The 23,352-nt window shown below is 48.4% G+C and carries 21 protein-coding genes; 17 read left to right on the forward strand and 4 right to left on the reverse strand.

The features are described 5' to 3' along the window. Positions 1-384: 384 nt before the first annotated feature. The 10 genes from CWB99_RS07665 (at position 385) to CWB99_RS07710 (ending at position 11,522) form a co-directional block, all read left to right on the forward strand. Complete coding sequence (locus CWB99_RS07665; RefSeq protein ID WP_138551820.1) at positions 385-1,374, forward strand: cupin-like domain-containing protein; 990 nt, start codon at positions 385-387, stop codon at positions 1,372-1,374. 1 nt (position 1,375) lies between these two features. After that, positions 1,376-1,741, forward strand: coding sequence for a hypothetical protein (locus CWB99_RS07670; RefSeq protein WP_138551821.1), 366 nt, complete (start codon positions 1,376-1,378; stop codon positions 1,739-1,741). Positions 1,742-1,752: 11 nt separating this feature from the next. Continuing rightward, positions 1,753-2,520, forward strand: a complete 768-nt coding sequence (locus tag CWB99_RS07675) for an aspartyl/asparaginyl beta-hydroxylase domain-containing protein (protein ID WP_138551822.1) — start codon at positions 1,753-1,755, stop codon at positions 2,518-2,520. Between the two features lie 13 nt (positions 2,521-2,533). After that, positions 2,534-3,259, forward strand: coding sequence for an aspartyl/asparaginyl beta-hydroxylase domain-containing protein (locus CWB99_RS07680; protein ID WP_138551823.1), 726 nt, complete (start codon positions 2,534-2,536; stop codon positions 3,257-3,259). 41 nt (positions 3,260-3,300) lie between these two features. Further along, a complete protein-coding gene (locus CWB99_RS07685) occupies positions 3,301-4,071 on the forward strand; it encodes a thioesterase II family protein (protein ID WP_138551824.1) in 771 nt (256 codons plus the stop codon). Between the two features lie 184 nt (positions 4,072-4,255). Then, a complete protein-coding gene (locus tag CWB99_RS07690) occupies positions 4,256-5,200 on the forward strand; it encodes a chemotaxis protein CheV (protein WP_054016996.1) in 945 nt (314 codons plus the stop codon). Between the two features lie 147 nt (positions 5,201-5,347). Next, complete coding sequence (gene uvrD, locus CWB99_RS07695; protein WP_138551825.1) at positions 5,348-7,513, forward strand: DNA helicase II; 2,166 nt, start codon at positions 5,348-5,350, stop codon at positions 7,511-7,513. Then, entirely contained in the window at positions 7,491-9,596 is a 2,106-nt protein-coding gene (locus tag CWB99_RS07700) for a GNAT family N-acetyltransferase (protein WP_138551826.1), read from the forward strand. The genes uvrD and CWB99_RS07700 overlap by 23 nt, the downstream gene beginning before the upstream one ends. Beyond that, on the forward strand, positions 9,541-10,632 hold the full coding sequence (locus tag CWB99_RS07705) for an ABC transporter substrate-binding protein (RefSeq protein ID WP_138551827.1): 1,092 nt from the start codon (positions 9,541-9,543) through the stop codon (positions 10,630-10,632). The genes CWB99_RS07700 and CWB99_RS07705 overlap by 56 nt, the downstream gene beginning before the upstream one ends. A gap of 41 nt (positions 10,633-10,673) precedes the next feature. Next, entirely contained in the window at positions 10,674-11,522 is an 849-nt protein-coding gene (locus CWB99_RS07710; RefSeq protein ID WP_138551828.1) for a chemotaxis protein CheW, read from the forward strand. A gap of 112 nt (positions 11,523-11,634) precedes the next feature. On the opposite strand, the gene typA is transcribed toward CWB99_RS07710, so the two are convergent. Further along, positions 11,635-13,455, reverse strand: coding sequence for a translational GTPase TypA (typA, locus tag CWB99_RS07715; RefSeq protein ID WP_138545449.1), 1,821 nt, complete (start codon positions 13,453-13,455; stop codon positions 11,635-11,637). A 411-nt stretch (positions 13,456-13,866) separates the two neighbouring features. On the opposite strand from typA, the gene glnA reads away from it, so the two are divergent. From glnA to CWB99_RS07745, 7 genes are all read left to right on the forward strand, one after another. Then, complete coding sequence (glnA, locus tag CWB99_RS07720; protein ID WP_138551829.1) at positions 13,867-15,273, forward strand: glutamate--ammonia ligase; 1,407 nt, start codon at positions 13,867-13,869, stop codon at positions 15,271-15,273. A gap of 256 nt (positions 15,274-15,529) precedes the next feature. After that, the gene (locus CWB99_RS07725; protein ID WP_249331771.1) at positions 15,530-16,042 is read left to right on the forward strand and encodes a DUF4124 domain-containing protein; all 513 of its coding nucleotides are present in this window, start codon (positions 15,530-15,532) and stop codon (positions 16,040-16,042) included. Positions 16,043-16,099: 57 nt separating this feature from the next. After that, positions 16,100-17,161: a nitrogen regulation protein NR(II) gene (gene glnL / locus CWB99_RS07730; protein WP_138551830.1), complete on the forward strand. Its 1,062-nt coding sequence runs from the start codon at positions 16,100-16,102 to the stop codon at positions 17,159-17,161. 55 nt (positions 17,162-17,216) lie between these two features. After that, on the forward strand, positions 17,217-18,617 hold the full coding sequence (gene ntrC, locus CWB99_RS07735; RefSeq protein ID WP_138551831.1) for a nitrogen regulation protein NR(I): 1,401 nt from the start codon (positions 17,217-17,219) through the stop codon (positions 18,615-18,617). 114 nt (positions 18,618-18,731) lie between these two features. After that, entirely contained in the window at positions 18,732-18,908 is a 177-nt protein-coding gene (locus tag CWB99_RS24005; RefSeq protein ID WP_171045287.1) for a hypothetical protein, read from the forward strand. Positions 18,909-19,023: 115 nt separating this feature from the next. Beyond that, entirely contained in the window at positions 19,024-19,482 is a 459-nt protein-coding gene (locus tag CWB99_RS07740) for a cyclic nucleotide-binding domain-containing protein (RefSeq protein WP_138551832.1), read from the forward strand. Between the two features lie 137 nt (positions 19,483-19,619). Continuing rightward, positions 19,620-19,805, forward strand: a complete 186-nt coding sequence (locus CWB99_RS07745) for a hypothetical protein (RefSeq protein ID WP_138551833.1) — start codon at positions 19,620-19,622, stop codon at positions 19,803-19,805. Positions 19,806-19,851: 46 nt separating this feature from the next. Here the strand turns inward: CWB99_RS07745 and CWB99_RS07750 are convergent, their stop codons facing one another. From CWB99_RS07750 to CWB99_RS07760, 3 genes are all read right to left on the reverse strand, one after another. Next, positions 19,852-21,090: a cysteine desulfurase-like protein gene (locus CWB99_RS07750; RefSeq protein WP_138551834.1), complete on the reverse strand. Its 1,239-nt coding sequence runs from the start codon at positions 21,088-21,090 to the stop codon at positions 19,852-19,854. Positions 21,091-21,099: 9 nt separating this feature from the next. Next, positions 21,100-21,732 carry a 2OG-Fe dioxygenase family protein gene (locus CWB99_RS07755; protein ID WP_054017005.1) on the reverse strand — a complete coding sequence of 211 codons (633 nt, stop codon included), beginning with the start codon at positions 21,730-21,732 and terminating at the stop codon, positions 21,100-21,102. 515 nt (positions 21,733-22,247) lie between these two features. Beyond that, entirely contained in the window at positions 22,248-23,228 is a 981-nt protein-coding gene (locus CWB99_RS07760) for an autotransporter outer membrane beta-barrel domain-containing protein (protein WP_138551835.1), read from the reverse strand. Positions 23,229-23,352 lie beyond the last annotated feature (124 nt).

Raw genomic sequence — 23,352 nt, forward strand, 5'->3', positions numbered from 1 at the left:
ATGATATTTTAAAGTTAGTGACAACGCATTACTTGTCTCATATCATGCACATAATGAAACAAAAATACAATCACAAAAAACACTGGAAACATAACCGCAACCTAAAAACAAAAAAAACACATTGAGGCTGATAAAATGCACAACGAAAACAAAAAACAAAGCAAAAACTCAAATCTAAACATATTTTTTACATGCGGTCTTTCCATCAGCAGAAGTAACTAAAAATTCGCTTTGTATAATGAACCAGATGGCTGGGAACCCGAAGCAGAATGACGCTCAAGCTCAGCTAATAGTGCGCTGCCTTAGAGGTAGGAGCCAAATGCTGAAATCATTTTATCTATATAAAAACTTGTTATTAACAAGGAAAAATAAAGTGCTATAACTATGGAAGATATAAAAAAATTAAAATCACTAAAAAACATTGCGACTTCAAAATGCAAGCAAGTGCAATCCCTTCCTGTCGATGAGGTAACAGAGAGTTACTTTAAGCGAAACCATATTGATTTAAATTACCCTTTACTGATAAAAGGTGGAGTTAAAAAGTGGCCGGCCAGAACGATATGGACCGATGATTATCTTAAGGAAAAACTAGATAAAACGGATGTAAATTGTTACAAATCAATGAACTTGAATGACGCCTCGTTAATGCAAGAAAGTGCAAAGCGTATAAAAGGTAGCGAATATATATCAATGAGACAAGATGAAAATGAAGACGTACTCAGTGCGCCACATATTGTTCTTGATAAAAAATGGGTTAACCACAGCGGATTCGTGTATCAATCTGGTCTGGATTTCATGATTAAAGACATTCCCGCTTTCCCTTTTTTGAAAAAGCCTAAATTAGGCGTCAGCTCACCATTTTATCGCTTGTATCTATACAAGAATGCGGGAACAGGGTGGCATGAGCATCCAAATGATGAATATATCATGTGTCAGGTGAAAGGCAGCAAGCGCGTTGCACTACTCCCCACCAGAAAAGTCGATAACTACACAAAACTGCACCAAGATACGCAGAAAAATGACTACTTGTATGATCCCAATTATTTTAATGATTATGAGCAATATATGCTGGTTGCAGATGTCAAGGAAGGTGATGCACTTTACATCCCACCACATTGGTTTCACGGGGTTGACACATTAGATACAGCACCTGGGATCACACTAGTATACAGCTTTAGAACTCCACTGCATAAATTGGGGAACTTTAGATACCCTTCAGTGAAAAGAACACTCAACTACGTTTTCAAATATGGTAGTAAGAAGGCTGCTATTGGTTATACACTACTTACAATCGCCAGCAATATATCCTCTTTAGCAAAAACCACACTGTCCATATTCAAAAGAAACTCAAAAATAAAGTTCGGAGAGTATTAATATGGATTATCTAGCAAACAATTATAAGTACATATTTTTTGCATTGTACTCGCTCCCTTTCATAAAAGGAGTTTTTAGTCACCGTGGAGTTTTTACAAATAAAGACTGGGGTAAAAAACCAACACCTTGGAAGGTGGCAGATCTAATAATCATTATTACTTTCCCTATCACAGCGCTACTTTTAATAACAAACTACAACATTGGATATTATGTTTCTGTTGCATCAATCGTATCAGCCCAAATATTACCTCTAACAATATTCAGAAGTAAGTTCGGATTTTCAAATGAACACAAAAAAGTAGCAAATGGCATTTTGTTATTCTGGCTACTTCTGATCGCTTTATCTTCAGCAATATACTTTTATTAAAGGAAATAAAAATGAATAAAGAGCAACAATTAGAGCTCGTTCCTAAACAATTTAGAAAGCACCCTATTTTTTGGTTGATCACCTACAAAATGGCTGAAAAGTTTAACCGTGTATTCTCTAAATATGGTAACTCTCCCTACCTTAATAAGGATAACTTTGAATGGACTAAGCCTATTGAGGAAAACGCAGATGCAATTAATAAAGAGCTGCATGCGTTCTTATATGATGAAGTCATTCCTTCGATACATGAGATAGACGTCAACTGGAAGCCCGCGATCAGTGACGATCGCTGGAAGAGCTTCTTCCTGGTCGGCTATGGCCGTCCTGCTGAAGAAAATTGTCAGCGTTGCCCTATCACCTATGATCTGGTTAAAGACGTACCAGGTTTGGTAAGTGCCTTTTTCTCAGTGCTCAAACCTGGTGCAAAAATACCTCCTCACAGAGGACCATTCAACGGCGTGTTAACTTATCACATGGGGCTCAAATTACCGAAAGACAGAGATCAATGCTTTATTAAAGTAGACAAGAAGAAATATGTTTGGGAGTACGGCGAAGGCGTAGTGTTCGACGATACCTATGTGCATGAAGTCGAAAATAATACTGACGAAATTCGAGTCATTCTGATGCTCAATTTTGCACGCCCTGTCCACTCGCCATTCTCTAAGCTCTGTAATTACGTACTTAAGTGTATCTCTGAGTTGCCATTTGTTGAGCGTGGCTATCAGAAATTAGTAGATCGCGATTACGCTGACGTAGAAAAATTTTCCAAGCCACAATGACGGGAATCACAGAATGAAAGCACTTGAGGCTATTTTCGATGACATCGAAGAACTCTTTGGTTCAGGCTGCCTAGATCGTGTAAAGACCATGATTACTGATAATCAATCATATCGCGTCACAGGACAGGAAGGTGCTAAATGGGTAATGCCAGGGCTATCTTCAAGTGCTTGGCTTGATCCCGCTAATACCGCTTCTGAACTGCAGGCAGCCATTGCTCAACTGGAAGCAAACGCAGACTTGATCAGCCAGGAGTACCATCAAGCAAGACAGGCTAATATTCTAACTCCCTATGACCATTACCTGGGTCGACGTGACAACTGGGATGGATTGTACCTATTTAGGGATGAAGACTGGACGTCTGAATCAAGCGAGTATTTTCCAAACAGCAGTGCCAAGTTAAAGTCTGAGTTCGAGGATTTATTGTGCCCATTACTGGAAGTACACTTTTCCATTCTGGGGCCGGGGTCACACATCCCTCCGCACAGTGATCTGTGGAATTTTACACTCAACCTACACCTGGCCATTGATATCCCTGCTGACTGCGATATCACAGTCAATGGCGAAACTCGCGGATGGCAAAATGGTAAGGCGTTATTGTTTGATTACTCGTTTGTTCATGAAGCGAGTAATCGCTCACAGAGTGAACGCGTTTGCCTTTTAATGGATGTATGGCATCCAGATCTGACGCCCGCTGAAAGATACGCACTGACCTCTTTTGTTCAATTTCTACGTGGGTGACTAGTTAACTAGCCACCCCTTTTTACAGGCTAATAATAATAATGAAAAAAATCAGTAATTGGCTGGTTCGGGTCGACAGCAATACAGATACCGACATCAGTCTCATTTGTTTCCCCTATGCCGGAGGTGATGTAGCAATATTCTCAAAATGGCACACCTTACTGCCGGACAATATCGCTATATATGCTGTTCAGCTGCCCGGTCGGGGACGCTGTGCAACCAAGCCATTTGTAAACGAAATAAACTTAGTCACTGAAGGCGTTTATCAGGATATTAAACGTAATCTCACTGGTGATGTTATTTTATACGGACATAGCAACGGAGCCATATTGGCACTCGACCTGGCATGTCATTTTAAGCACACGAACAACAACCGATTAAAGCACGTGATCTTCTCTGGTAAGAATTTTCCCGACAAGTCAGCACCGGCACTGACCATAAGCGAAAGCTCTGATGAAAATGAAGTCAAAGCACTGCTTAGCGACTATGGTGCCACGCCAACTTACTTGCTCGAAAGTGAAGATTTTTTGTCTTACTATTTGCCTATCTTCAAATCGGATATTGTACTTGCTGGCGGTTATCACTATCCACTTAAGCAACCACTTCCTTACCCCTGCAGTTTTATCTATGCATCAGAAGATCAACTGATACACCGCGATCTATTATACCGCTGGGAACAAGTTTCAGAACATTATCAACTCATAGAGGTTTCAGGCGGCCATTTTGTCATTGACAGTGAGCCGGAGTCCTTTACTCAGATCATTGATGGGTTAATCCAAGAATATCAGATGGTTAAGCTACTAACATACTAACATTGCATGGTCTGACTGGTCGCTAAGTCTGCATCAAAGTAAAACAGGCGACCTGTTGCGACTGTGTAGTATCTTCAGACTATAAAGCGATAGCGCTCAATCACAGAAGAATACCTTGAGACAGTCGTAATTCTGCAGTGATTGTGTATATACTTATTAGAGAGAAATATCTTAGAGTAGCTTTATGGCTGGAGTATTAGCATCCGTTGATCAACGCACACAATTGGTGGGAGAAAACCGCCTGGAATTACTGTTGTTCCATCTGCACAGCCGACACTTGTTTGCACTCAATGTATTTAAGGTCAAAGAAGTCGTTAAACTGCCCCACCTGAATAAGATGCCAAATGCACATCCTAAGGTAGCCGGTGTAACCACCATACGGGGAGAGTCTATCCCAGTGATCGACTTACGCCAGGCGATATGCATGCCGCACTGTGAATACGACAGCGACAGTAACCTGGTGATCACGGAATATAATCGCACCATTCAGGCGTTCCTGGTTGGTAAAGTCGACCAAATCGTCAACACCACCTGGTCTGATATTATGCCGCCGCCACGCTCAGTTGGTCGCAATCACTATCTGACTGCACTGACCAAGCTCAAACGGGGCGATCAGGAACTGCTGGTTGAAATCATTGACGTAGAAAAAGTACTGGCCGAAATCATTGCGTACGACGTGGTGATCCCTGAAAATATTCTGGATAAAAACATCATCAATGAGTTCCAGGGACGCAAAATCTTGCATGTTGATGACTCTCCTACCGCTCGTCGCCAGGTGTCAGATACCCTGGCCCAGCTGGGCATTGAAGTACTGCCCGCCACCGATGGTCATGAAGCCTTAAAGCTATTGCAACACTGGGCCGACGAAGGCATTAATGTCGAACAGGAGCTGATGGCGGTGATCACCGATGCGGAGATGCCGGTCATGGATGGTTATCGATTAACCTATGAGATCCGCAACGACAGTCGTCTGAAGAATCTCTACATCGTGCTCAATACCTCGCTCAGTGGCAGCTTCAACAAAGCCATGGTTGAAAAAGTAGGGTGTGATGTTTTCTTGTCCAAGTTCCAGCCGGACCGCCTGGTTGAGGAAATGCAGCGTCGACTAAAAGACGTACTGAATCAGTAACTGTATATAAAAACAGGTAAGTGACAATTTAAACTTTATATTTTTCATGTGGTTAATTTTAACTACGTGCAAAATACCCGCACCAAACTGGGCTTTGTGCCCTGCCCTAGGTATACTTTGCGCTGAATATAGACGATGGGCGCAAAGATGGACGTATCAGAATTACTTGACGGCTTAAACGACAAACAACGTGAAGCGGTGGCTGCACCGCTGCAAAATATGCTGGTATTAGCAGGCGCGGGCTCGGGTAAAACCCGGGTACTGGTGCATCGCATTGCCTGGCTGATGCAGGTTGAGCATGCCTCTCCCTACAGCATCTTTGCCGTCACCTTCACCAACAAAGCCGCTAAAGAGATGCGTACCCGGGTCGAAGAAACCTTGCAAAGTCCGGTAGGCGGCATGTGGATCGGCACCTTCCACGGTCTGGCTCACCGTATTTTGCGCGCCCATCATCGCGAAGCCAAACTGCCCGAGTCTTTTCAGATTTTAGATTCCGACGATCAGCTGAGAATGATCAAACGCCTGCTGAAATCGATGAACATCGATGATAAAAAGTGGCCACCCAAGCAGCTCAGTTGGTATATCAGCGCGCGTAAAGACGAAGGTCAGCGCCCTAAAGACATTACCGCCCATGACGTCAATGAACAACTGATGTTACAGGTGTATACCGCCTATCAGGATGCCTGTGATCGCGCCGGATTAGTAGACTTTGCAGAGATCTTGCTGCGCTGCTATGAAGTACTGCAACAACACCCCACTTTGCTGCGCCACTACCAGCAACGCTTCCGCCATATGCTGGTTGACGAATTCCAGGACACCAACAGCATTCAGTATTTATGGCTAAAACTGCTGGCAGGCAGCGACAGCAACATCATGATCGTAGGCGATGACGACCAGAGTATTTATGGCTGGCGGGGCGCACGCATTGAAAACATCAAACGCTTTTTGAGCGACTTTGGCGCAGAAACCATTCGTCTGGAGCAAAACTATCGCTCCACCGGCACCATATTGAAAGCGTCCAATGCCCTGATCCAGAACAACGCAGAGCGCATGGGTAAGAGCCTGTGGACCGATGGCAATCAGGGTGAGCCAATTTCCGTGTATGCCGCGTTTAACGAACTGGATGAAGCGCGGTTTATGGTCGGTAAAGTAAAGTCCTGGCTGCAGGGCGGCAACGCACTGAGCGACTGTGCCGTGCTTTATCGCAGCAATGCCCAGTCTCGGGTACTGGAAGAAGCTTTGTTACAGGAAGGCCTGAAATATCGTATTTACGGCGGTATGCGCTTCTTCGAACGTCAGGAGATCAAAGATGCCCTGTCTTATCTGCGCCTGATCAGCAACCGCAATGATGATGCCGCGTTTGAACGGGTGATCAACACCCCGGCCCGTGGCATTGGCGACAAAACCCTGAGCCATATTCGTGATTGCGCCCGGGCAGAGTCGCTGCCGCTGTGGTATGCCGCCAAAGCCGTGCTGGAGCAAGGGCACCTGGCTGGCCGCGCCGCCACCGCCATTCGCCGTTTTATTGAACTGGTTGAGCAGCTCGACGACACGCTGATGGAACTCGAACTGGCCGAACAAGCCAAGACCACCATAGAGCAATCCGGTCTGCTGGCCATGTATCAGGCCGAAAAAGGTGAAAAAGGCCGTGCCCGGGTAGAAAACCTTGAGGAATTGATCAACGCCTGTGGTCAGTTTGAACTACCGGTAGAAGAAGAGTTTACCTCACCACTGCAAGGGTTTTTGGCGTATACCTCGCTGGAGTCTGGAGAAGGTCAGGCCGATGAGCATGAAGATGCCGTACAGATGATGACGCTGCACTCGGCCAAGGGCCTGGAGTTTCCACTGGTCTTTATGGTGGGCGTGGAAGAAGGCATGTTCCCGTCACAACAAAGCCATGAAGAATCCGGTCGCCTCGAAGAAGAGCGCCGTCTCTGTTACGTGGGCATGACCCGGGCAATGGAAAAGCTCTATATCAGTCATGCGGAAAGCCGTCGCCTCTATGGTCAGGAAAAATACCACAGCCCGTCGCGCTTTTTACGCGAGATCCCCGAAGACTGCCTGGAAGAAATTCGCATCAAGACGCAAGTGTCACGCCCGGCACCCAGTGGTCGTTTCAGCAGCTCGGTGAGCCATGCCGTGTTTGAAGACAGCGGCTTCAGCCTGGGTCAGCGCGTATTACATGCCAAATTTGGCGTCGGCACGGTACTCAATTACGAAGGCAGCGGCGCACAGTCACGCATTCAGGTTAACTTTGACGATGTCGGCAGCAAATGGCTGGTGACCGCCTATGCCAGACTGCAAGTGCTCTAAGCTTGCGCGCCTGCTCACACAACTTGCGCAGGCGCGGCATCGTCAGCTTTTACTGATAAGCGGCGAACAGGACTGGACTTACAGCGAAGTACAGCGTTTGTTCCCTACTCTGGCTGATTCAGCATTAGTGCTGAGTCAACATACACAACTGCCTGGCGCCCGCTGGCCTGAACACCTGCATCAGGTGCTGGGCCAGGAATATTCCTGCGTCGTTTACGACCTCTACAGCGGAGTGTTGCCGAATAAACTGGCTGCCGCCGCAGGCACAGTGCAAGCTGGTGGCCTGTTGATTTTGCTCGCCCCGGAATTATCTCAATGGCATAGCTGGTGCGATCCGGCATTGGCGCGCTGGCTGTCTTATAACGAAACGGCGCAGTTCAGTCCTTATCTGCAGCGCTGGCAGCGCTTGCTAACCAGCAACTCAGTATGGCAGATCAGTCAATCACAGGGCGACTTACTGCCACAGCACTATGACGCGCCACAAGCGACGCCAGACACCAGTGAACAACAAGACACGCTTACCCAGCTGACAGCGCACTTAACGCAGCCTGCGCCCGGACCCGTGTTACTCAGCGCTGATCGTGGTCGGGGCAAATCCTCGTTACTGGGCAAGCTGGCAGCCAGCCTGCCCGATTTGACCTTTATTCTGTGCGCGCAGCAGCGCCGTGCGGTACACAACAGCTTTGTTCATCTCGGCGCAGTACTGGATGAGCCAGTCAGCAACAAGCTCAACCAGCTTGCAAACCTGCGCTTTATGCCACCCGATCAGCTTCTTGCACAACGCCCGAGCTGTGATGTGTTGCTGGTTGATGAGGCCGCGGCTATTCCCGTGCCCATGCTGATGTCATTGTTGGACGCTTACCCTAAAGTGGTGTTTTCCAGCACCCTGATTGGCTATGAAGGCAATGGCCGGGGTTATACGCTACGCTTTGCCAGGCAACTTGAACACGCTCATCCGCAGCGTCTGAACTTGTCACTCAGTCAACCAATCCGCTACAGCGAAGGGGATCCGCTAGAAGCCCGGTTGCGCCAGCTGTTTGCCCTGGATTGCGATTATCGACAACCCCCGTCACCGTCGGCACCCTGCACATTCGAGTCATGCTTAGGTACACAACTGGCAACGGATGAAGACACCCTGTCTCAGGTTTTTGCTTTGCTGGTGCTGGCGCACTACCAAACCTCGGTGAACGACCTGCGCCAGCTGCTCGACAGCCCGCACAACCGCTTATACCTTGCCCGTCAGCAAGGCAGTGTGGTGGCGGTGTGTCTGCTCAAGCTGGAAGGCGGCTTTAACGCCGCACTCAGTCAGGACATAGCCGCAACAACACGTCGCCCGGCCGGGCATTTAATGGCACAACAGCTCGCTCAGCTCACTGGTAATCCAGAGCTGGCACAATGTCGTGGTGCCCGGGTGGTGCGCATTGCCGTGTCACCGCAGCAACAGGGACAGCTTATTGGCAGTCAGCTACTGCGCTTTGCAGAGCAGCAACTCAGCAGCGAGGTTGATTACTTTGGCAGCAGCTTTGGCTGTAATGCACAGCTGCTCAGATTTTGGCAACATCATCAGTACCGGCCCGTTAAATTGGGATTTAAGCAAGATAAAGCCAGCGGTGAATTTGCACTGCTGGTGATTAAACCTCTTAATGAACATATCCAACTCGAACCACTTCAGCTATGGTTCAAACACCTGCTACTCAATCAGCTCAGCGAGTTATATCGTGATTTTCCCTGCACCTTGGTGACAGAGCTGTATAAAACACTCCCGCACTATACACCCGATACCCTCTTGTTAACCCAGTTAAGCTACTTTACGAATAGTACGCCAGGTGAACAACAGATCGCTGCCCTGATCACTGAGCTGCTCAAGTGTCGACCCGATCTGCTGGACCGATTATCAGCCAGTTCCCAAGCCTTAGTGATTCGGCTATTATTACAGCGTCACCCGCCAAAAGTATTAGAAGATACTTTGAATTTGGCTACAAAAAAACAACGACAGACCGCCATGCGGTCACTTGTGACGGAAGTGCATGCTGAAATTAATCTCAACCCTGAGCTGTTGCATCGCCCTGCTGGGCAGCCCTGAGCTTATCGCCGATGAGGAGCTCAGGCTTGGCATGTCGGTCGCACTGAGCGGGCCCGCCAAAGATATTGGCCAACAACTCAGGCAAGGCGCAGATCTTTACTTCAATTATGCGAATGGCCGTGCGAATAAAACCCACCCTACTATCTCATTGGTGGTACTGGACGACGGCTATGAACCCAACCGCACTGTGGTCAATACGCGCTATTTAATTGAACAGCATCAGGTTATGGCGTTGTTTGGCAACATGGGCACGCCCACCGCTCATGCCATCCAGGCTATTCTGACACACCATCAACTGCCTATTCTGATGCCCTTTACGGGTGCGGACTTTCTGCGCCACGACACCCCTTTTCCGGTCTTTAATTGGCGCGTCAGTTATATGGATGAAGCCAGTGAACAAGTTACTTATCTGGTTGACGAACAGGGGCACAAGCACATTGCACTGTTGATCCAGGCTGACGAGTTTGGCCTGACACTGGAAAAAAGCTTTCGCCGGGCCCTGGCAGATCGGGGCATGCAACCGACCGTGATCGCCCGGTTTCGACGTAATAGTGCCGACATTAAAAAAGCACTCAAAGTTATCATGCGCAGCGAGGCGACTGCTGTTGCCATGATTGGCACTTATCAGCCACTGTCGATATTCATAGACAAGGCGATGCATCGGGGCTTTAAGGGAACCTTTAGCGGAGTCTCTTTTACCTCGTCCAGAGCCCTGTTTGCCCAGCTTACCAGCAAACCTACCCTGATGATCAGTGAAGTCGTGCCTGCCCTCCAGACTTGTCAGGCTGAATTATGCGATTTGTTCCGAACACTGGCGCACAGGCAAGGGCTACAGACCAGCCCGCAGGTGTTTGAAGGCTTTCTCAATGCTGCCATTTTTACCGCAGCACTCAAGCATTGCCCACGCCCGATAACCCGAGGGTGTCTGCCTGGTGCTTTGCAAAGGGTGCTGACAGAGGATAAAGCGATCAGGTATATTTTTGGCCTCACTGAGACAGAGAATAAACCCCGCGTGTATCGATCTTACTTTCAATAATGTCTATGCTTAGAGCATCAGGTAAACGTACAGAGGCAGACATGGATTTAATCAATTTTCGGGTAGGGAAAAAAACCATTTCACTAAAAATACTGGATATCCTGCTTACAGAGCGTTACGAAGGCAACCTCACCTCTTTGCCTAATGATAACCCCAGCTTTATGGGCGTGAAGGATTACATGGGTACACCGACGCCCATCTTTGATCTGGGCTTGATATTAAATAACCAGTCGTCCTACGACATTAACAAGTCTCTGGTCACTATGTTGCAAGAGCGAGAGCAAGATCAAAAAGCCTGGCTTGCTGAGCTGGAACGCTGCGTCTATAACGACCAGCCTTTTACCCAGGCCAAAGACCCTAAGCAATCTGCATTTGGCAAATGGTACTATAGCTTTAAAACCGATAATGAAGACTTACGCACGCTGCTGGCGCGCTTTGAGGAGCCCCACAACAAGCTCCATGCGCTGGCCGATAAGCTGCTCACCATCAATGCCAAGGGTGATAAAGATGAAGCCTTGCGATTGCTGGAAAAAGAAAAGGCGACCACCTTTATGAAGTTGATCCGCCTGTTTGAATCGGCCCGGGATCAGATCATTCTGGACCACAAGCCAATTATCGTCTTCACCACCCAGGATGGTCAGCAGCCGCACATTGGCCTGTTGGTTGATCAGGTCGAGGACAACATTCACTGCGATGAGTCGGACATCAAGTCTCTGCATGAAATGACCAGTATGGGGTTTGAAATCGATCCGCAAACCCGCAAGATGATGAAAGGGCTAATTAAACAGGGAGAGCAACATAGTCTGGTACTCGACCCCAGCGCCATCTTTCGCCCGGACCACTTGCAGCAATATGAACCGGAAGAAACCGAGGCCTATGGTTTGTTCTGAATACTCATTGCTGACAACCATGAATTGACCCGCATGGACGGTGTTAACACATTCGTTATAGCAATAAAAAACGCCGCAAATGCGGCGTTTTTTGTATTCGGCAAGTAAATAATTACTTGGCCTGACGGCTCGCGCGCTTACGCTCACTTTCAGTCAGTAGCTTCTTACGAATACGGATGCTTTCTGGTGTTACTTCCACCAGCTCGTCATCATCGATGAACTCAAGTGCTTGCTCAAGTGTCATGATGATAGGCGGAACCAGGTTTTGTGCTTCGTCAGTACCCGATGCACGTACGTTGGTCAACTGCTTACCTTTCAGGGCGTTAACAGTCAGGTCGTTATCACGTGCGTGAATACCGATGATCATACCTTCGTAAACTTCAACACCGTGACCGATGAACAGCTTACCACGGTCTTGCAGGTTGAACAGGGCGTTGGTTAGCGCTTTACCCGCTGCGTTTGCGATCAGTACACCGTTCTTACGTTGACCAATGTTACCGCCTTTGTGTGGGCCGTAGTGATCGAACGTGTGGTACATCAGACCAGAACCTGAAGTCAGTGTCATGAAGTCAGTCTGGAAGCCGATCAGACCACGAGAAGGCATGATGAAGTCCATACGGATACGGCCTTTACCATCTGGTGCCATGTCAGTCATTTCTGCTTTACGCAGGCCCAGTTGCTCCATGATAGCACCCTGGTGCTCTTCCTGTACGTCAACAGTCACCGTTTCATACGGTTCTTCCAGCTGACCGTCTACTTCGCGCAGGATTACCTCTGGACGAGATACCGCCAGCTCGTAACCTTCACGACGCATGTTTTCAATCAGGATGCCCAAGTGCAGTTCACCACGGCCAGATACGCGGAAGCTGTCCGGGTTATCGGTTTCTTCAACGCGCAGTGCAACGTTGTGTACCAGTTCAGCCTGAAGACGCTCAAGGATGTTACGTGAAGTAACGAATTTACCTTCCTGACCTGAGAACGGAGACGTGTTTACAGAGAACGTCATGGTTACTGTAGGCTCATCAACAGACAGCGCCGGCAGGGCTTCAACTGCATTGACATCACACACAGTGTCAGAGATTTTCAGCTCACCCAGACCTGTGATAGCGATGATGTCGCCAGCCTGTGCTTCTTGTGCTTCATGACGGTCAAGGCCCAGATAAGTCAGTACCTGACCTACTTTACCGTTACGTGTTGAGCCGTCGGCACCAACGATAGTGACTTGCTGGTTAACTTTCACTGTACCACGCTTGATACGGCCTACACCGATTACGCCGATGTAAGAGTTGTAGTCCAGCTGAGAGATCTGCATCTGGAAGTCGCCAGCTGGATCTGCGTCTGGCTGCTCTACTTGCTCAACAATGGCTTCAAACATAGGCTGCATGTTGTCAGAAGGCTCGTCCAGGTCCAAGGTCGCCCAACCGTTAATCGCTGATGCGTAGATAACCTGGAAGTCCAGCTGTTCGTCAGTGGCACCTAAGTTATCGAACAGGTCAAATACCTGGTCCATAACCCAGTCAGGACGTGCGCCTGGCTTGTCAATCTTGTTGATAACAACGATAGGCTTCAGACCCAGCGCGAATGCTTTTTGCGTTACGAAACGCGTTTGCGGCATCGGACCTTCCTGGGCATCAACCAGTAGCAATACTGAGTCAACCATTGAAAGTACACGCTCTACCTCACCACCAAAGTCGGCGTGTCCCGGGGTGTCTACGATATTGATGTGGTAATCATTCCACTCGATGGCAGTGTTTTTCGCCAGGATGGTGATGCCACGCTCTTTTTCAATATCATTCGAGTCCATGACACGCTCTTCGTTGCCACCGCGTGTCTCTAATGTGCCAGATTGTTCCAGCAGCTTATCGACTAGGGTAGTTTTACCATGGTCAACGTGCGCGATGATCGCGATATTTCTTAACTTTTCAATGCTCATATTTTTACTCAGAGAAGTTGGCCCTCAGTGATCCTAGTCGAATCGCGCAAAAATGCGCACCTAAGATGCCGATCCACAATTAAAGGTCGCGTATTATCCCCTAATAATGTGACAGATGAAAGTTTATCCAGCTTTTTTTTACAGCCCAGCCCGTGAAATAACTAAAGTCTGCTGTTTTGTCGCTCCACAGTCACAGCCATGTGCTACAGTGAAATCATTGCACAACGCACCAGCGTGGTGCGAATTCCAATATTAACGCGCACCAACTTGGTGCAAATTAAGGCTCCACACATTAGAGGCAAAAATAACCCTTTGATTAACAATGCATTATAAAACTGGCACGATTAACGCTTAGTAGTGCGCAAATGCAGAGCACTGCAACAAAAAATAACCCTACGAGTCGGAGGACACATGTCACAATCGGTTTTAGACCTTATTAAAGAACACGACGTTAAATTCGTTGATTTACGTTTCACGGATACCAAAGGTAAAGAGCAACACGTTTCTATTCCTCATCACCAGGCCGATGAAGACTTCTTTGAAGACGGCAAGATGTTCGACGGCTCGTCTATCTCAGGCTGGAAAGGCATTAACGAATCAGACATGGTACTGATGCCGGATGCCTCTACCGCTAAACTGGACCCTTTCTCAGAAGAAACCACACTGATCGTACGTTGTGACGTACTTGAGCCGTCAACCATGCAAGGTTATGAGCGTGATCCGCGTTCTGTAGCAAAACGTGCAGAAGATTACATGCGCTCTACCGGCATTGCTGACACCGTATTGTTCGGTCCAGAGCCTGAGTTCTTCCTTTTTGACGACGTGAAGTTCAAAACTGATATGTCTGGCTCTATGTACAAAATTGATGCCCAGGAAGCAAGCTGGAACTCAGACAGAAGCTATGAAGAAGGCAACATGGGTCACCGTCCAGGCGTAAAAGGCGGTTACTTCCCGGTTGCACCGGTTGATTCATCAGGTGACTGGCGTAGTGCGACCTGTCTGGTTCTGGAAGAAATGGGTCAGGTTGTTGAAGCACACCACCACGAAGTAGCGACTGCTGGTCAGAACGAGATCGCAACACGCTTCAATACTATGGTGATCAAGGCTGACGAAATTCAGGAAATGAAATACGTTATCCACAACATGGCACACTTGTACGGTAAAACAGCAACCTTTATGCCTAAGCCAGTGGTTGGTGACAACGGTTCAGGTATGCACTGTCACCAGTCACTGGGTAAAGATGGTAAGAACATCTTTGCTGGCGACAAGTACGGCGGTTTGTCTGAAGAAGCGCTTTACTACATCGGTGGTATCATCAAGCACGCCAAAGCCATCAACGCATTTGCTAACGCTTCTACCAACTCGTACAAGCGCCTGGTACCTGGCTTTGAAGCACCTGTTATGCTGGCTTACTCAGCACGTAACCGCTCAGCGTCTATCCGTATTCCGGTTGTACCGTCTGAAAAAGCACGTCGTATTGAAGTACGCTTCCCGGATCCTACTGCGAACCCATACCTGGCGTTCTCTGCCATGTTGATGGCTGGCCTTGATGGAATCAAAAACAAGATCCACCCTGGCGATGCGATGGATAAAGACCTGTATGACCTGCCAGCGGAAGAAGCGGCAGAGATCCCGACGGTTGCCTCTTCACTGCAAGAAGCACTGGATTCTCTGGACGCAGATCGCGAATTCCTGACTCAGGGCGGTGTATTCACTGATGACCTGATCGATGCATACATCGCATTGAAGTCTCAGGAAGTTGAGAAACTGAACATGACAACTCACCCGGTTGAGTTCGAAATGTACTACAGCGTATAAGCTGATTTTCGGTGTTCTGGTGTGAACAGGCTGATAAGGCTTGTACACTGCGCAGCCCGGAATGCCTAATTAAGCCATATTCGCTCACCGAGCAGTCAGCTGCTCGGTGAAAGAACAGGCTGACTCTGCGCTCTTAAATCATATGTGTTCTCAAGCCCGCATTGCGGGCTTTTTTCATCCTGCTGCCATGGTAAATTGACACTAAAAGCACTAAAGTTATAGCTGGTATTGAGCGTCTTTTAAGCAAGGTGAAATCGTGTTGCGGCTTTATTGGATCATTCTCTGTTTAGTGTACAGCGGCAGTGCTGTCTCGGATCAAAAAGTCTACCGCTGGAAGGACAAAAACGGCAACTGGGTCTATTCGGACGTACCTAAAAAGGGATCTGAAAAAGTCAAACTAAGCACCAATATGCTCACGATGCCCGCCACAGATACCAGTATTCTGACACCCACCCAGACAACACCTACGGTAACCTATCAGGCGAAGATTACTGCCCCCAGCGACCAACAAACGCTGCGTGAAAACAGCGGCAGCGTTTATGTGAATGGGTTAGTGACGCCTCGATTTGCTGCTGGCTTTCAGGTGCAACTCTTTCTGGATGGAAAGGCAACAGGCCCTAAACAGACTACGGCGTCTTTTGCGTTAAGAGATGTGCCCAGGGGGGAACACAAATTGCAGATGAAAGTCTTTAATGACAAAGGCATGCTGGTTGCCCAAAGTGCAGTAACGACCTTTTTCCTGCATCGCGCCAGTCTGCTCAACCGTTGATTATAATAACAGGTGTGCTAGTCTGCAGCGCACCAACTTGGTGCAAGGCGATCCAATATGGCACAACCCTCCTCTGAACTGATACATGAGTTATGGCAAAATTTATCGACCGCGGTGATCTTATTGACCGAAGATCTGACCATTTATTTTGCCAACAACAGCGCCAGTGAACTACTGGGGCTGGGCAACAAGCGACTGCTTAACCAACCTTTCGAAACCATTTTTCATCATCACATGATAGACATGAAACGGCTACAGCGTTACGTGCTGGACGATGGTGTAGACTGCCAACAGCACAAGGTTGACGTGGTCTTCATCGACAATCGCGCCAGTACACTGAACCTGTTCGCACGTCGCTTTATGCTCCAGGATCGTGCGTTTATTCAACTGGAATGCCGTCGTATTGACGAAGAGCTGCGCTTTGATCAGGCCTTTAATCAGGCTCACCAATATCAGGCAGCCAGAAATCTGATCCGGGGGCTGGCACATGAGATAAAAAATCCCTTGGGTGGGATCAGAGGAGCGGCGCAATTATTGCAGTATGAAGTTCAGCAGGAAGAGCGGGACGAATGCGCCGAGCTGATCATCGAACAAGCCGACCGCCTGACCGAACTGGTTGACCGTTTGCTGGGACCCAATGAATTACCCAGAAAGGAGCCCTGTAATGTCCACCGTATGCTGGAGTCGGTGCTCCGCCTCAGCGAACTCGACGGCGCACCCGGGATCCGATTGGTCAAAGATTATGACCCCAGTATTCCGGATGTGGTTATGGATGAAGCAAAAATCCAACAGGTGGTTTTAAACATTGTTCGCAATGCACAACAGGCACTGGGTGAGCAAGGTGAGATAAAAGTCTCCACTCGGATCCGCCATCGCATCAGGCGTGGTAAGCAGTTAATGAAGAAAGCCCTGCAGATCCGAGTGACAGACAATGGCCCGGGTATTGCGCAAGAAATGCAGGCAACCCTGTTCTACCCTATGGTGACCAATAAAGAAGGTGGCTCGGGACTAGGCTTGTCCATTGCACAAACTCTGGTTGAACAGCACCATGGCTTTATCGACTGTGACAGCTGGCCCGGACATACGGAGTTTGCTATCTACCTGCCCTTTGACGCATAAACGCATCGCAAACAAAGATGCGCTGGTAACTAATTATGAGAAGTGGGATCACACCATGAAAAATGTTTGGCTTGTCGATGATGACGCCTCTATTCGCTTTGTTCTGGAAAAAGCGCTGGCCCGTGCGGACTTTCAAACTGAGAGCTTCTCCAACGGCCAGGATGTGCTCACAGCCCTGACCTATGATCAACCCGCTGTGCTGATCTCAGACGTCAGGATGCCAGGCATAGACGGTATGGCACTGCTCGAAGAAATAGCCGAACAACACCCAAACCTGCCGGTCATCATTATGACTGCCCATTCCGATCTGGATTCCGCAGTCAACGCCTTCCAAAAAGGGGCCTTTGAGTACCTGGCTAAGCCATTCGATCTCGATGAAGCAGTCTCTTTGGTTGAGCGCGCCTATCAGGCAAGCTCACAGAATAATAAGGCCAGACGACCCAGCAACAATGCCAAACAACCCGACATCATTGGTGAAGCACCAGCCATGCAGGAAGTTTTTCGCGCCATAGGTAAACTGTCTGTCTCCAGCATGAGCGTGCTGATTAACGGAGAATCCGGCACAGGTAAGGAGCTGGTCGCAGGTGCTTTACACAATCATAGCCCACGCAAAGAGCAGCCATTTATCGCACTCAACATGGCCGCCATTCCCAAAGATTTGGTCGAATCTGAACTGTTTGGCCATGAAAAAGGCGCCTTTACCGGTGCTGACAGCATTCGCCGAGGGCGGTTTGAGCAAGCTAATGGCGGCACGCTGTTTCTGGATGAGATAGGCGATATGCCACTGGATGTTCAGACGCGGTTATTGCGGGTGCTGGCTGATGGCGAGTTCTATCGTGTCGGCGGTCACCACAGTGTGAAAGTGGATGTGCGGATCATCGCAGCCACACACCAGGATCTGGAGCGACTGGTTGAACAGGGGGAGTTTCGTGAGGACTTGTTCCATCGCCTGAATGTTGTCAGGCTCAAGCTCCCACCGCTGCGAGAACGTCGTGAAGACATTGCCAAGTTAAGCGAGAACTTTCTGGCTCGCAGTGCAAAAGAGTTGAAAGTACCCAGTAAAGTATTGACTCAAGAAGCGCTTAGCGTCATGCAGGCATTTCACTGGCCAGGTAATGTACGTCAGCTTGAAAACAGCTGCCGCTGGCTAACGGTGATGGCACCAGGCGATGTTATCAATGTCGCTGACCTGCCAGAAGAGCTGAACCAACCTGTACAACTTAGCTCGACCGATGCCATTGAGGGTGACTGGTTGGATGCCTTCCAGCATTGGCTGGAGCAGGAATTGCATCAGGGAAAAGAAGACATCTGGCCTCAGGTTCAGGCACAGCTCGAAACCAGATTGATCAAAACAGCACTGGCCGTGTGCCATGGCCACAAGCAAGAAGCAGCCCTGAAAATCGGCTGGGGACGCAATACTCTGACGAGAAAGCTGAAAGAGCGCAACTTTACCTGAGTGTACTGACAGCTGTATGAAAAAACATCACTTGTTCCTGAAAGCTTGAATCCGTACTTTTAATACGTGCCTCAGCACATAAAAAGAACGAAATACAACATTTAAGGAACGACCATGAAAATCAGATTACAGAAGAAATCGCTCAAACGCTTGAACAACAAAACGCCACTGGCTCAGGAGCTGACGCCACAAGCCGCAGGTGGTATGTATGCCAGCTCGCCTTACAACCCCGGATGTATGAGCTACAAGGGGCTCACTTGCCCAACCTCTCCGTATGATCCGGGCTGCTAATTGCGTATCCGACTGCCGGGCGGCAGCCCGGCAGTTTCTGCACCGGCTTCTGCCTTGACCCTACAGTAAAAAGCAAGCACTATGCAGTCATATAGATCCGAACTTGCTGTTTACTATGAAACTACTGGAGCATATCCCACTGATCAAACAGTTGGAAATTCTCAACAGACTGGCCTTCTTTAAAGAGTTTACCCTGTCTGAACGTCAGGTACTGCTGGAGTCCTTTAGTCACCTGTATCTGGTCAGTAAAGACAGACATGCATTTCGGCGCTTTGACAAAGACAATCGACTCTACATTGTGCTCAGCGGCGAGCTGTCAATCTACACTCAGGATCAGCACCATGCGATTGGCAAAGTCGGTCCGGGTGAATTCCTCGGAGAAGGGGCGTTCATAACCCATAGGGAGCGCAGCACCAGTGCGCAGGCAACCAAAGACTCCATTTTACTGGCAGTCACACCCGATGCACTGACTCGACTGCCCAATGTGATCAGAGAAAAAATCAAGGATAAGATCATAGATGGAATGAGTGCGCGGATCAGTCAACTCAACCATTATATTGAAGACCATTTATAACTGGAGAGCCTGATGCTGAGTGCACTCGCTGACCTAAACCAAGGAAAAGCCTTTCTGGTTAAAAAAATCTCAATTGTCAACTGAGATTCCCCGCAGATATGATGGACCTGTTCAAACCACACTATAAGGACAGCACGATGAAACCGACTCTATCAAAAAAATCCATCAAGCGACTTAACCAGACACCACTGGACAACCAGCAGACTCACGGCGTTGCCGGTGGTAACAGCCAAGCACCGACAACCTGCCCACATACACAACCCGCCTGGCACTGTATGAGCTATCTGGGTTGCGTCAGCAACAAGCCTCAGTACGGCTGCTGATACCAAAGTACATTAAAAAGGCGTCTAACCAGACGCCTTTTTGTGATTACTGTGCCAGTAACGTTTCGAAGTGGCCAAACAAAGTGTCCAGCTCTTCAATCGTGTTATAGTGCATACAGCCAATCCGCACCACACCGCCGCTTTCCATCACGCCGAGCTGCTCACACAAACCCTGCGCGTAGAAGTTACCATCCCAGACACATATATGCTGCTTGCCCAGATACTCGGATACAGTGCGCGGTGCAATGCCCTCAAAGGTCAGTGCAAAGGTCGGTGTGCGCTCTGCCAGACGAGAGGTGTCTGAGATACCAAACAAGCGGATCTGCGGGAATGCCTGCAAGCGTGATAAGAAGTACTCACTCAACGCCATTTCATGGGCTTTGGTATTGGCAAAAGCCACCCCTAAACGTTCACGTCGTGGGGTATCTTCAGGCAGTCCGCTCAATGACGCAATGTAATCGATAGCGGCGACAACGCCAGCCAGACCTTCAAAGCTCTGTGTACCAGTTTCCCAGCGACCTGGCACAACGTCTTTTGCCGGTTCAACTTTATAAGGCGTAAAGCCAGCAAGGTGCGCCATTTTGCCGTATACCACGCCCACATGAGGACCGAAAAACTTATACACCGAACAGGCCAGGAAGTCACAATCCAGCGCCTGTACATCGATAAGTTCATGCGGCGCATAATGTACTGCATCCACATATACTAAAGCACCAAATTGGTGCGCCAGCTCAACTATCTGTTTAATGTCGTTAATTGAGCCTGTCGTGTTAGATGCATAGGTCACCGCCACCAGCTTAGTCTTATTGCTAAGCAAACTGCGGAAGTGATCCATATCCAGTGTACAATCGGCTTCATTCACTTTAACCGCTTGGACACTGGCACCTTTGTCTTCAGCGGCCTGACGCCATGATGACACATTCGAGAAATGGTCGGCGTTAGTGACAATCACTTCATCACCCGGCTGCCAGTCGCGCGAGATGGCACGGCTGAAGCTAAAGGTCAGACTGGTCATGTTAGCACCAAACACAATCTGCTCTTTGGCCGGGGCGTTAAGCAGATCCGCCACAGCCTGACGCGCATTATTCATCAGCTCAACGGTCTTATCGCTGGAGAAAAACGCTCCACCAAGGTTTGAGTTAAAGTAACCCAGATAAGCAGACATGGCACTCAAAACCGACTGAGGAACTTGTGAGCCACCCGGACCATCGAGGAAAATAGGTGAATGACCAGCCACTTGCTGCATTAGCGCAGGAAACTGACGACGCACTTGATTCAGATTCATAGCAGCCTCTTACGCGGTAAACACGAAGCAGTCCAGGTATCCTGTCTGCGTTGCATCCAACTTATTCATTGGTGTCGCGTTGTGCCACACCTCACGGTCATTGACCAAAGCGAACAGACCATCTTTGATCTCCATCTTAAAGCATGGCTCTGCCTCTTTGTGTTCATACACCAGCAGCTCACCACCTGCGATGTTCTCATGAGAAACACCACATACACACACATGATCGAAACCATCCTGATGCACACCCTCTGGAGCTGGCGGTGTATCGCTCTCAATGGCCAACATGCGGAACTGGTGTACTTCAATATCACGCTCATCACTGATGCCTGTCATTGCTTTAAACTCATTCAGCAGATGTTTAAAACCGTCACTGTGGATCAGCTCATCTTCCAGGTTTTCATACACGCGCTCAACATTACCCTGAAAGGTATTGATTGAGTCGTCCTGGACAAAGGCTTTGGTCGGCTGCAATGCCACCTCGCCACCGGCGAATTTCAATACAGAGTAACGGCGTTTTCTGAATGCGCCGTCTGCATACGGGTTATCTGGCAGACGGTTAAACGAGGGTTTAACGGCATCGATCTGCGCTTGTTGAATAAAACGAAGTTGTAGCAAATTCTGGTTGTTTACTGCGGTCATTTTGCTCTCGCCTAGGGATGACAATTTGGCGGTGATCTTAATCCATTTTAAAGGGAATTGTGATTTTGAATCTGTTTATTTAGTCGGTTTAAAAGAATAATTAGCCTGTTTTTTGCAATTTTTTAAATCAAAAATACATAACCGATAGGTTCACTGTTTATTGAATACAAAAACGCGATCTACACTCCCCCGACAATGGACTCAACCGATATACACAGCAAACAACCAGGCGCCTGCTGTTCCATCGTCTCTGCCGTATCGAGCACAGGAGACGGGCATTTTGACTCTCAAAGTCTAGATTGGAACATAGTGTGGGTGTACGGTGCTATACGCGCTTTATCACCGCCACTCGGGTCGGCCAACACCAGGGTCACAGGGCTACAGCCTGGTGTTAATTGCCTCCAGCTGTTTGCTAAAACTCAAACGACGCAAACCCCCTAACACAGCCTTTTGCGTCATGTGGAGAAGCTGAGTTTTGAGTGCCAGTAATAAAGCGATACTGCTTTGTTTGTACCTTAATAACTCCACTGTAACCCTGCTGAAAGAGACACATTGGTATATTCGATATCTGGCACGGTCCGCCGACTGCCATCTGATTCTGAGATAGCATCACGTTCCTTATAGGACACATCGACCCCGGCCATCACGGCAATGGTTTTAAATACCTGATAACGAACGCCCGCACGGCCCTGCATACCCCAACCGTTAAACGTTTCACTGAGTGTTTTTTCTATAGTGCGAGTATTTTGCACCCGTGTATATATCGGGAGCGTCACTTCAGCATCGGCATACCAGCTGAATTTATTGGCGGTGTTCTGCAATTTACTGTCATACCTGACTCCGACAGCTGCAATAATACTCATTTGATCTTCAGTCGTTGACACTACAGATTGCAAGTTCCCTGGCAGGCCTTCTAAATCTCCTGTGCCAATGTTGTTTTGCCCGGGCAAATTAAAACGGGCGACCGGATCATTCTCGCCACGTGGCGCAGACTGTAAAACCTGATCAAACTGACCTGCACCGGGCTGTGCAAATTGAAAATCCGAGCGGGTGAAACTGGTTGTGAATACCCGTCCACCCATAGTCACTTGCAATGCCCGCGTCATGTTATAGGCGGCACTCATCGCAATTTCGTTAGACTTAACTTTAAAGTCGTTGGTCTGCACTGCACCAAACTGATGTGTCACTGAGCTGTCGTTGGGGTCAGTGAAATCATGCACATACCAGGTCTCTGTATCCAGGCCTGTGTATATAGTTGCAGCCGTCCCGATATAAACCCCCCAGTCATCGTTGATACCAGAATACGAAAGTTGTCGGATAGTCGGGTTTCTAACAGTCGCATCCTGGGTAAGACGACCCAGTCCGCTCAAATCATTGAGCGCTTCACTATAATCAATGGACTCAAAGCCAAGCCGGATTTCGCTATAGGATGGATGAGGGGCAGCGGCGGCTGTGCCTGTTACCAAACAGCACGCCATAATGAACGATTTATTCATAGAATTAGACCTTGTGCAGAGTGGACGTGAATGCAACACAAGGAGCATGTAACGATCCCTGGTCACAATTTCTTACATCATTGTACAATTTTAATTCAGCTCACTGGATAGTCAAGGCGACCTG

The sequence above is a fragment of the Pseudoalteromonas rubra genome, from assembly GCF_005887095.1.
In the GTDB taxonomy this organism is placed as follows: Bacteria; Pseudomonadota; Gammaproteobacteria; order Enterobacterales; family Alteromonadaceae; genus Pseudoalteromonas; species Pseudoalteromonas rubra_E.

Excerpts from the sequence above, each read along its gene's own strand:
- CWB99_RS07665 (WP_138551820.1), top strand. The coding sequence starts at position 385 with ATGGAAGATATAAAAAAATTAAAATCACTAAAAAACATTGCGACTTCA.
- CWB99_RS07670 (WP_138551821.1), top strand. The coding sequence starts at position 1,376 with ATGGATTATCTAGCAAACAATTATAAGTACATATTTTTTGCATTGTAC.
- CWB99_RS07675 (WP_138551822.1), top strand. The coding sequence starts at position 1,753 with ATGAATAAAGAGCAACAATTAGAGCTCGTTCCTAAACAATTTAGAAAG.
- CWB99_RS07680 (WP_138551823.1), top strand. The coding sequence starts at position 2,534 with ATGAAAGCACTTGAGGCTATTTTCGATGACATCGAAGAACTCTTTGGT.
- CWB99_RS07685 (WP_138551824.1), top strand. The coding sequence starts at position 3,301 with ATGAAAAAAATCAGTAATTGGCTGGTTCGGGTCGACAGCAATACAGAT.
- CWB99_RS07690 (WP_054016996.1), top strand. The coding sequence starts at position 4,256 with ATGGCTGGAGTATTAGCATCCGTTGATCAACGCACACAATTGGTGGGA.
- uvrD (WP_138551825.1), top strand. The coding sequence starts at position 5,348 with ATGGACGTATCAGAATTACTTGACGGCTTAAACGACAAACAACGTGAA.
- CWB99_RS07700 (WP_138551826.1), top strand. The coding sequence starts at position 7,491 with ATGCCAGACTGCAAGTGCTCTAAGCTTGCGCGCCTGCTCACACAACTT.
- CWB99_RS07705 (WP_138551827.1), top strand. The coding sequence starts at position 9,541 with ATGCTGAAATTAATCTCAACCCTGAGCTGTTGCATCGCCCTGCTGGGC.
- CWB99_RS07710 (WP_138551828.1), top strand. The coding sequence starts at position 10,674 with ATGGATTTAATCAATTTTCGGGTAGGGAAAAAAACCATTTCACTAAAA.
- typA (WP_138545449.1), bottom strand. The coding sequence starts at position 13,455 with ATGAGCATTGAAAAGTTAAGAAATATCGCGATCATCGCGCACGTTGAC.
- glnA (WP_138551829.1), top strand. The coding sequence starts at position 13,867 with ATGTCACAATCGGTTTTAGACCTTATTAAAGAACACGACGTTAAATTC.
- glnL (WP_138551830.1), top strand. The coding sequence starts at position 16,100 with ATGGCACAACCCTCCTCTGAACTGATACATGAGTTATGGCAAAATTTA.
- ntrC (WP_138551831.1), top strand. The coding sequence starts at position 17,217 with ATGAAAAATGTTTGGCTTGTCGATGATGACGCCTCTATTCGCTTTGTT.
- CWB99_RS24005 (WP_171045287.1), top strand. The coding sequence starts at position 18,732 with ATGAAAATCAGATTACAGAAGAAATCGCTCAAACGCTTGAACAACAAA.
- CWB99_RS07740 (WP_138551832.1), top strand. The coding sequence starts at position 19,024 with ATGAAACTACTGGAGCATATCCCACTGATCAAACAGTTGGAAATTCTC.
- CWB99_RS07745 (WP_138551833.1), top strand. The coding sequence starts at position 19,620 with ATGAAACCGACTCTATCAAAAAAATCCATCAAGCGACTTAACCAGACA.
- CWB99_RS07750 (WP_138551834.1), bottom strand. The coding sequence starts at position 21,090 with ATGAATCTGAATCAAGTGCGTCGTCAGTTTCCTGCGCTAATGCAGCAA.
- CWB99_RS07755 (WP_054017005.1), bottom strand. The coding sequence starts at position 21,732 with ATGACCGCAGTAAACAACCAGAATTTGCTACAACTTCGTTTTATTCAA.
- CWB99_RS07760 (WP_138551835.1), bottom strand. The coding sequence starts at position 23,228 with ATGAATAAATCGTTCATTATGGCGTGCTGTTTGGTAACAGGCACAGCC.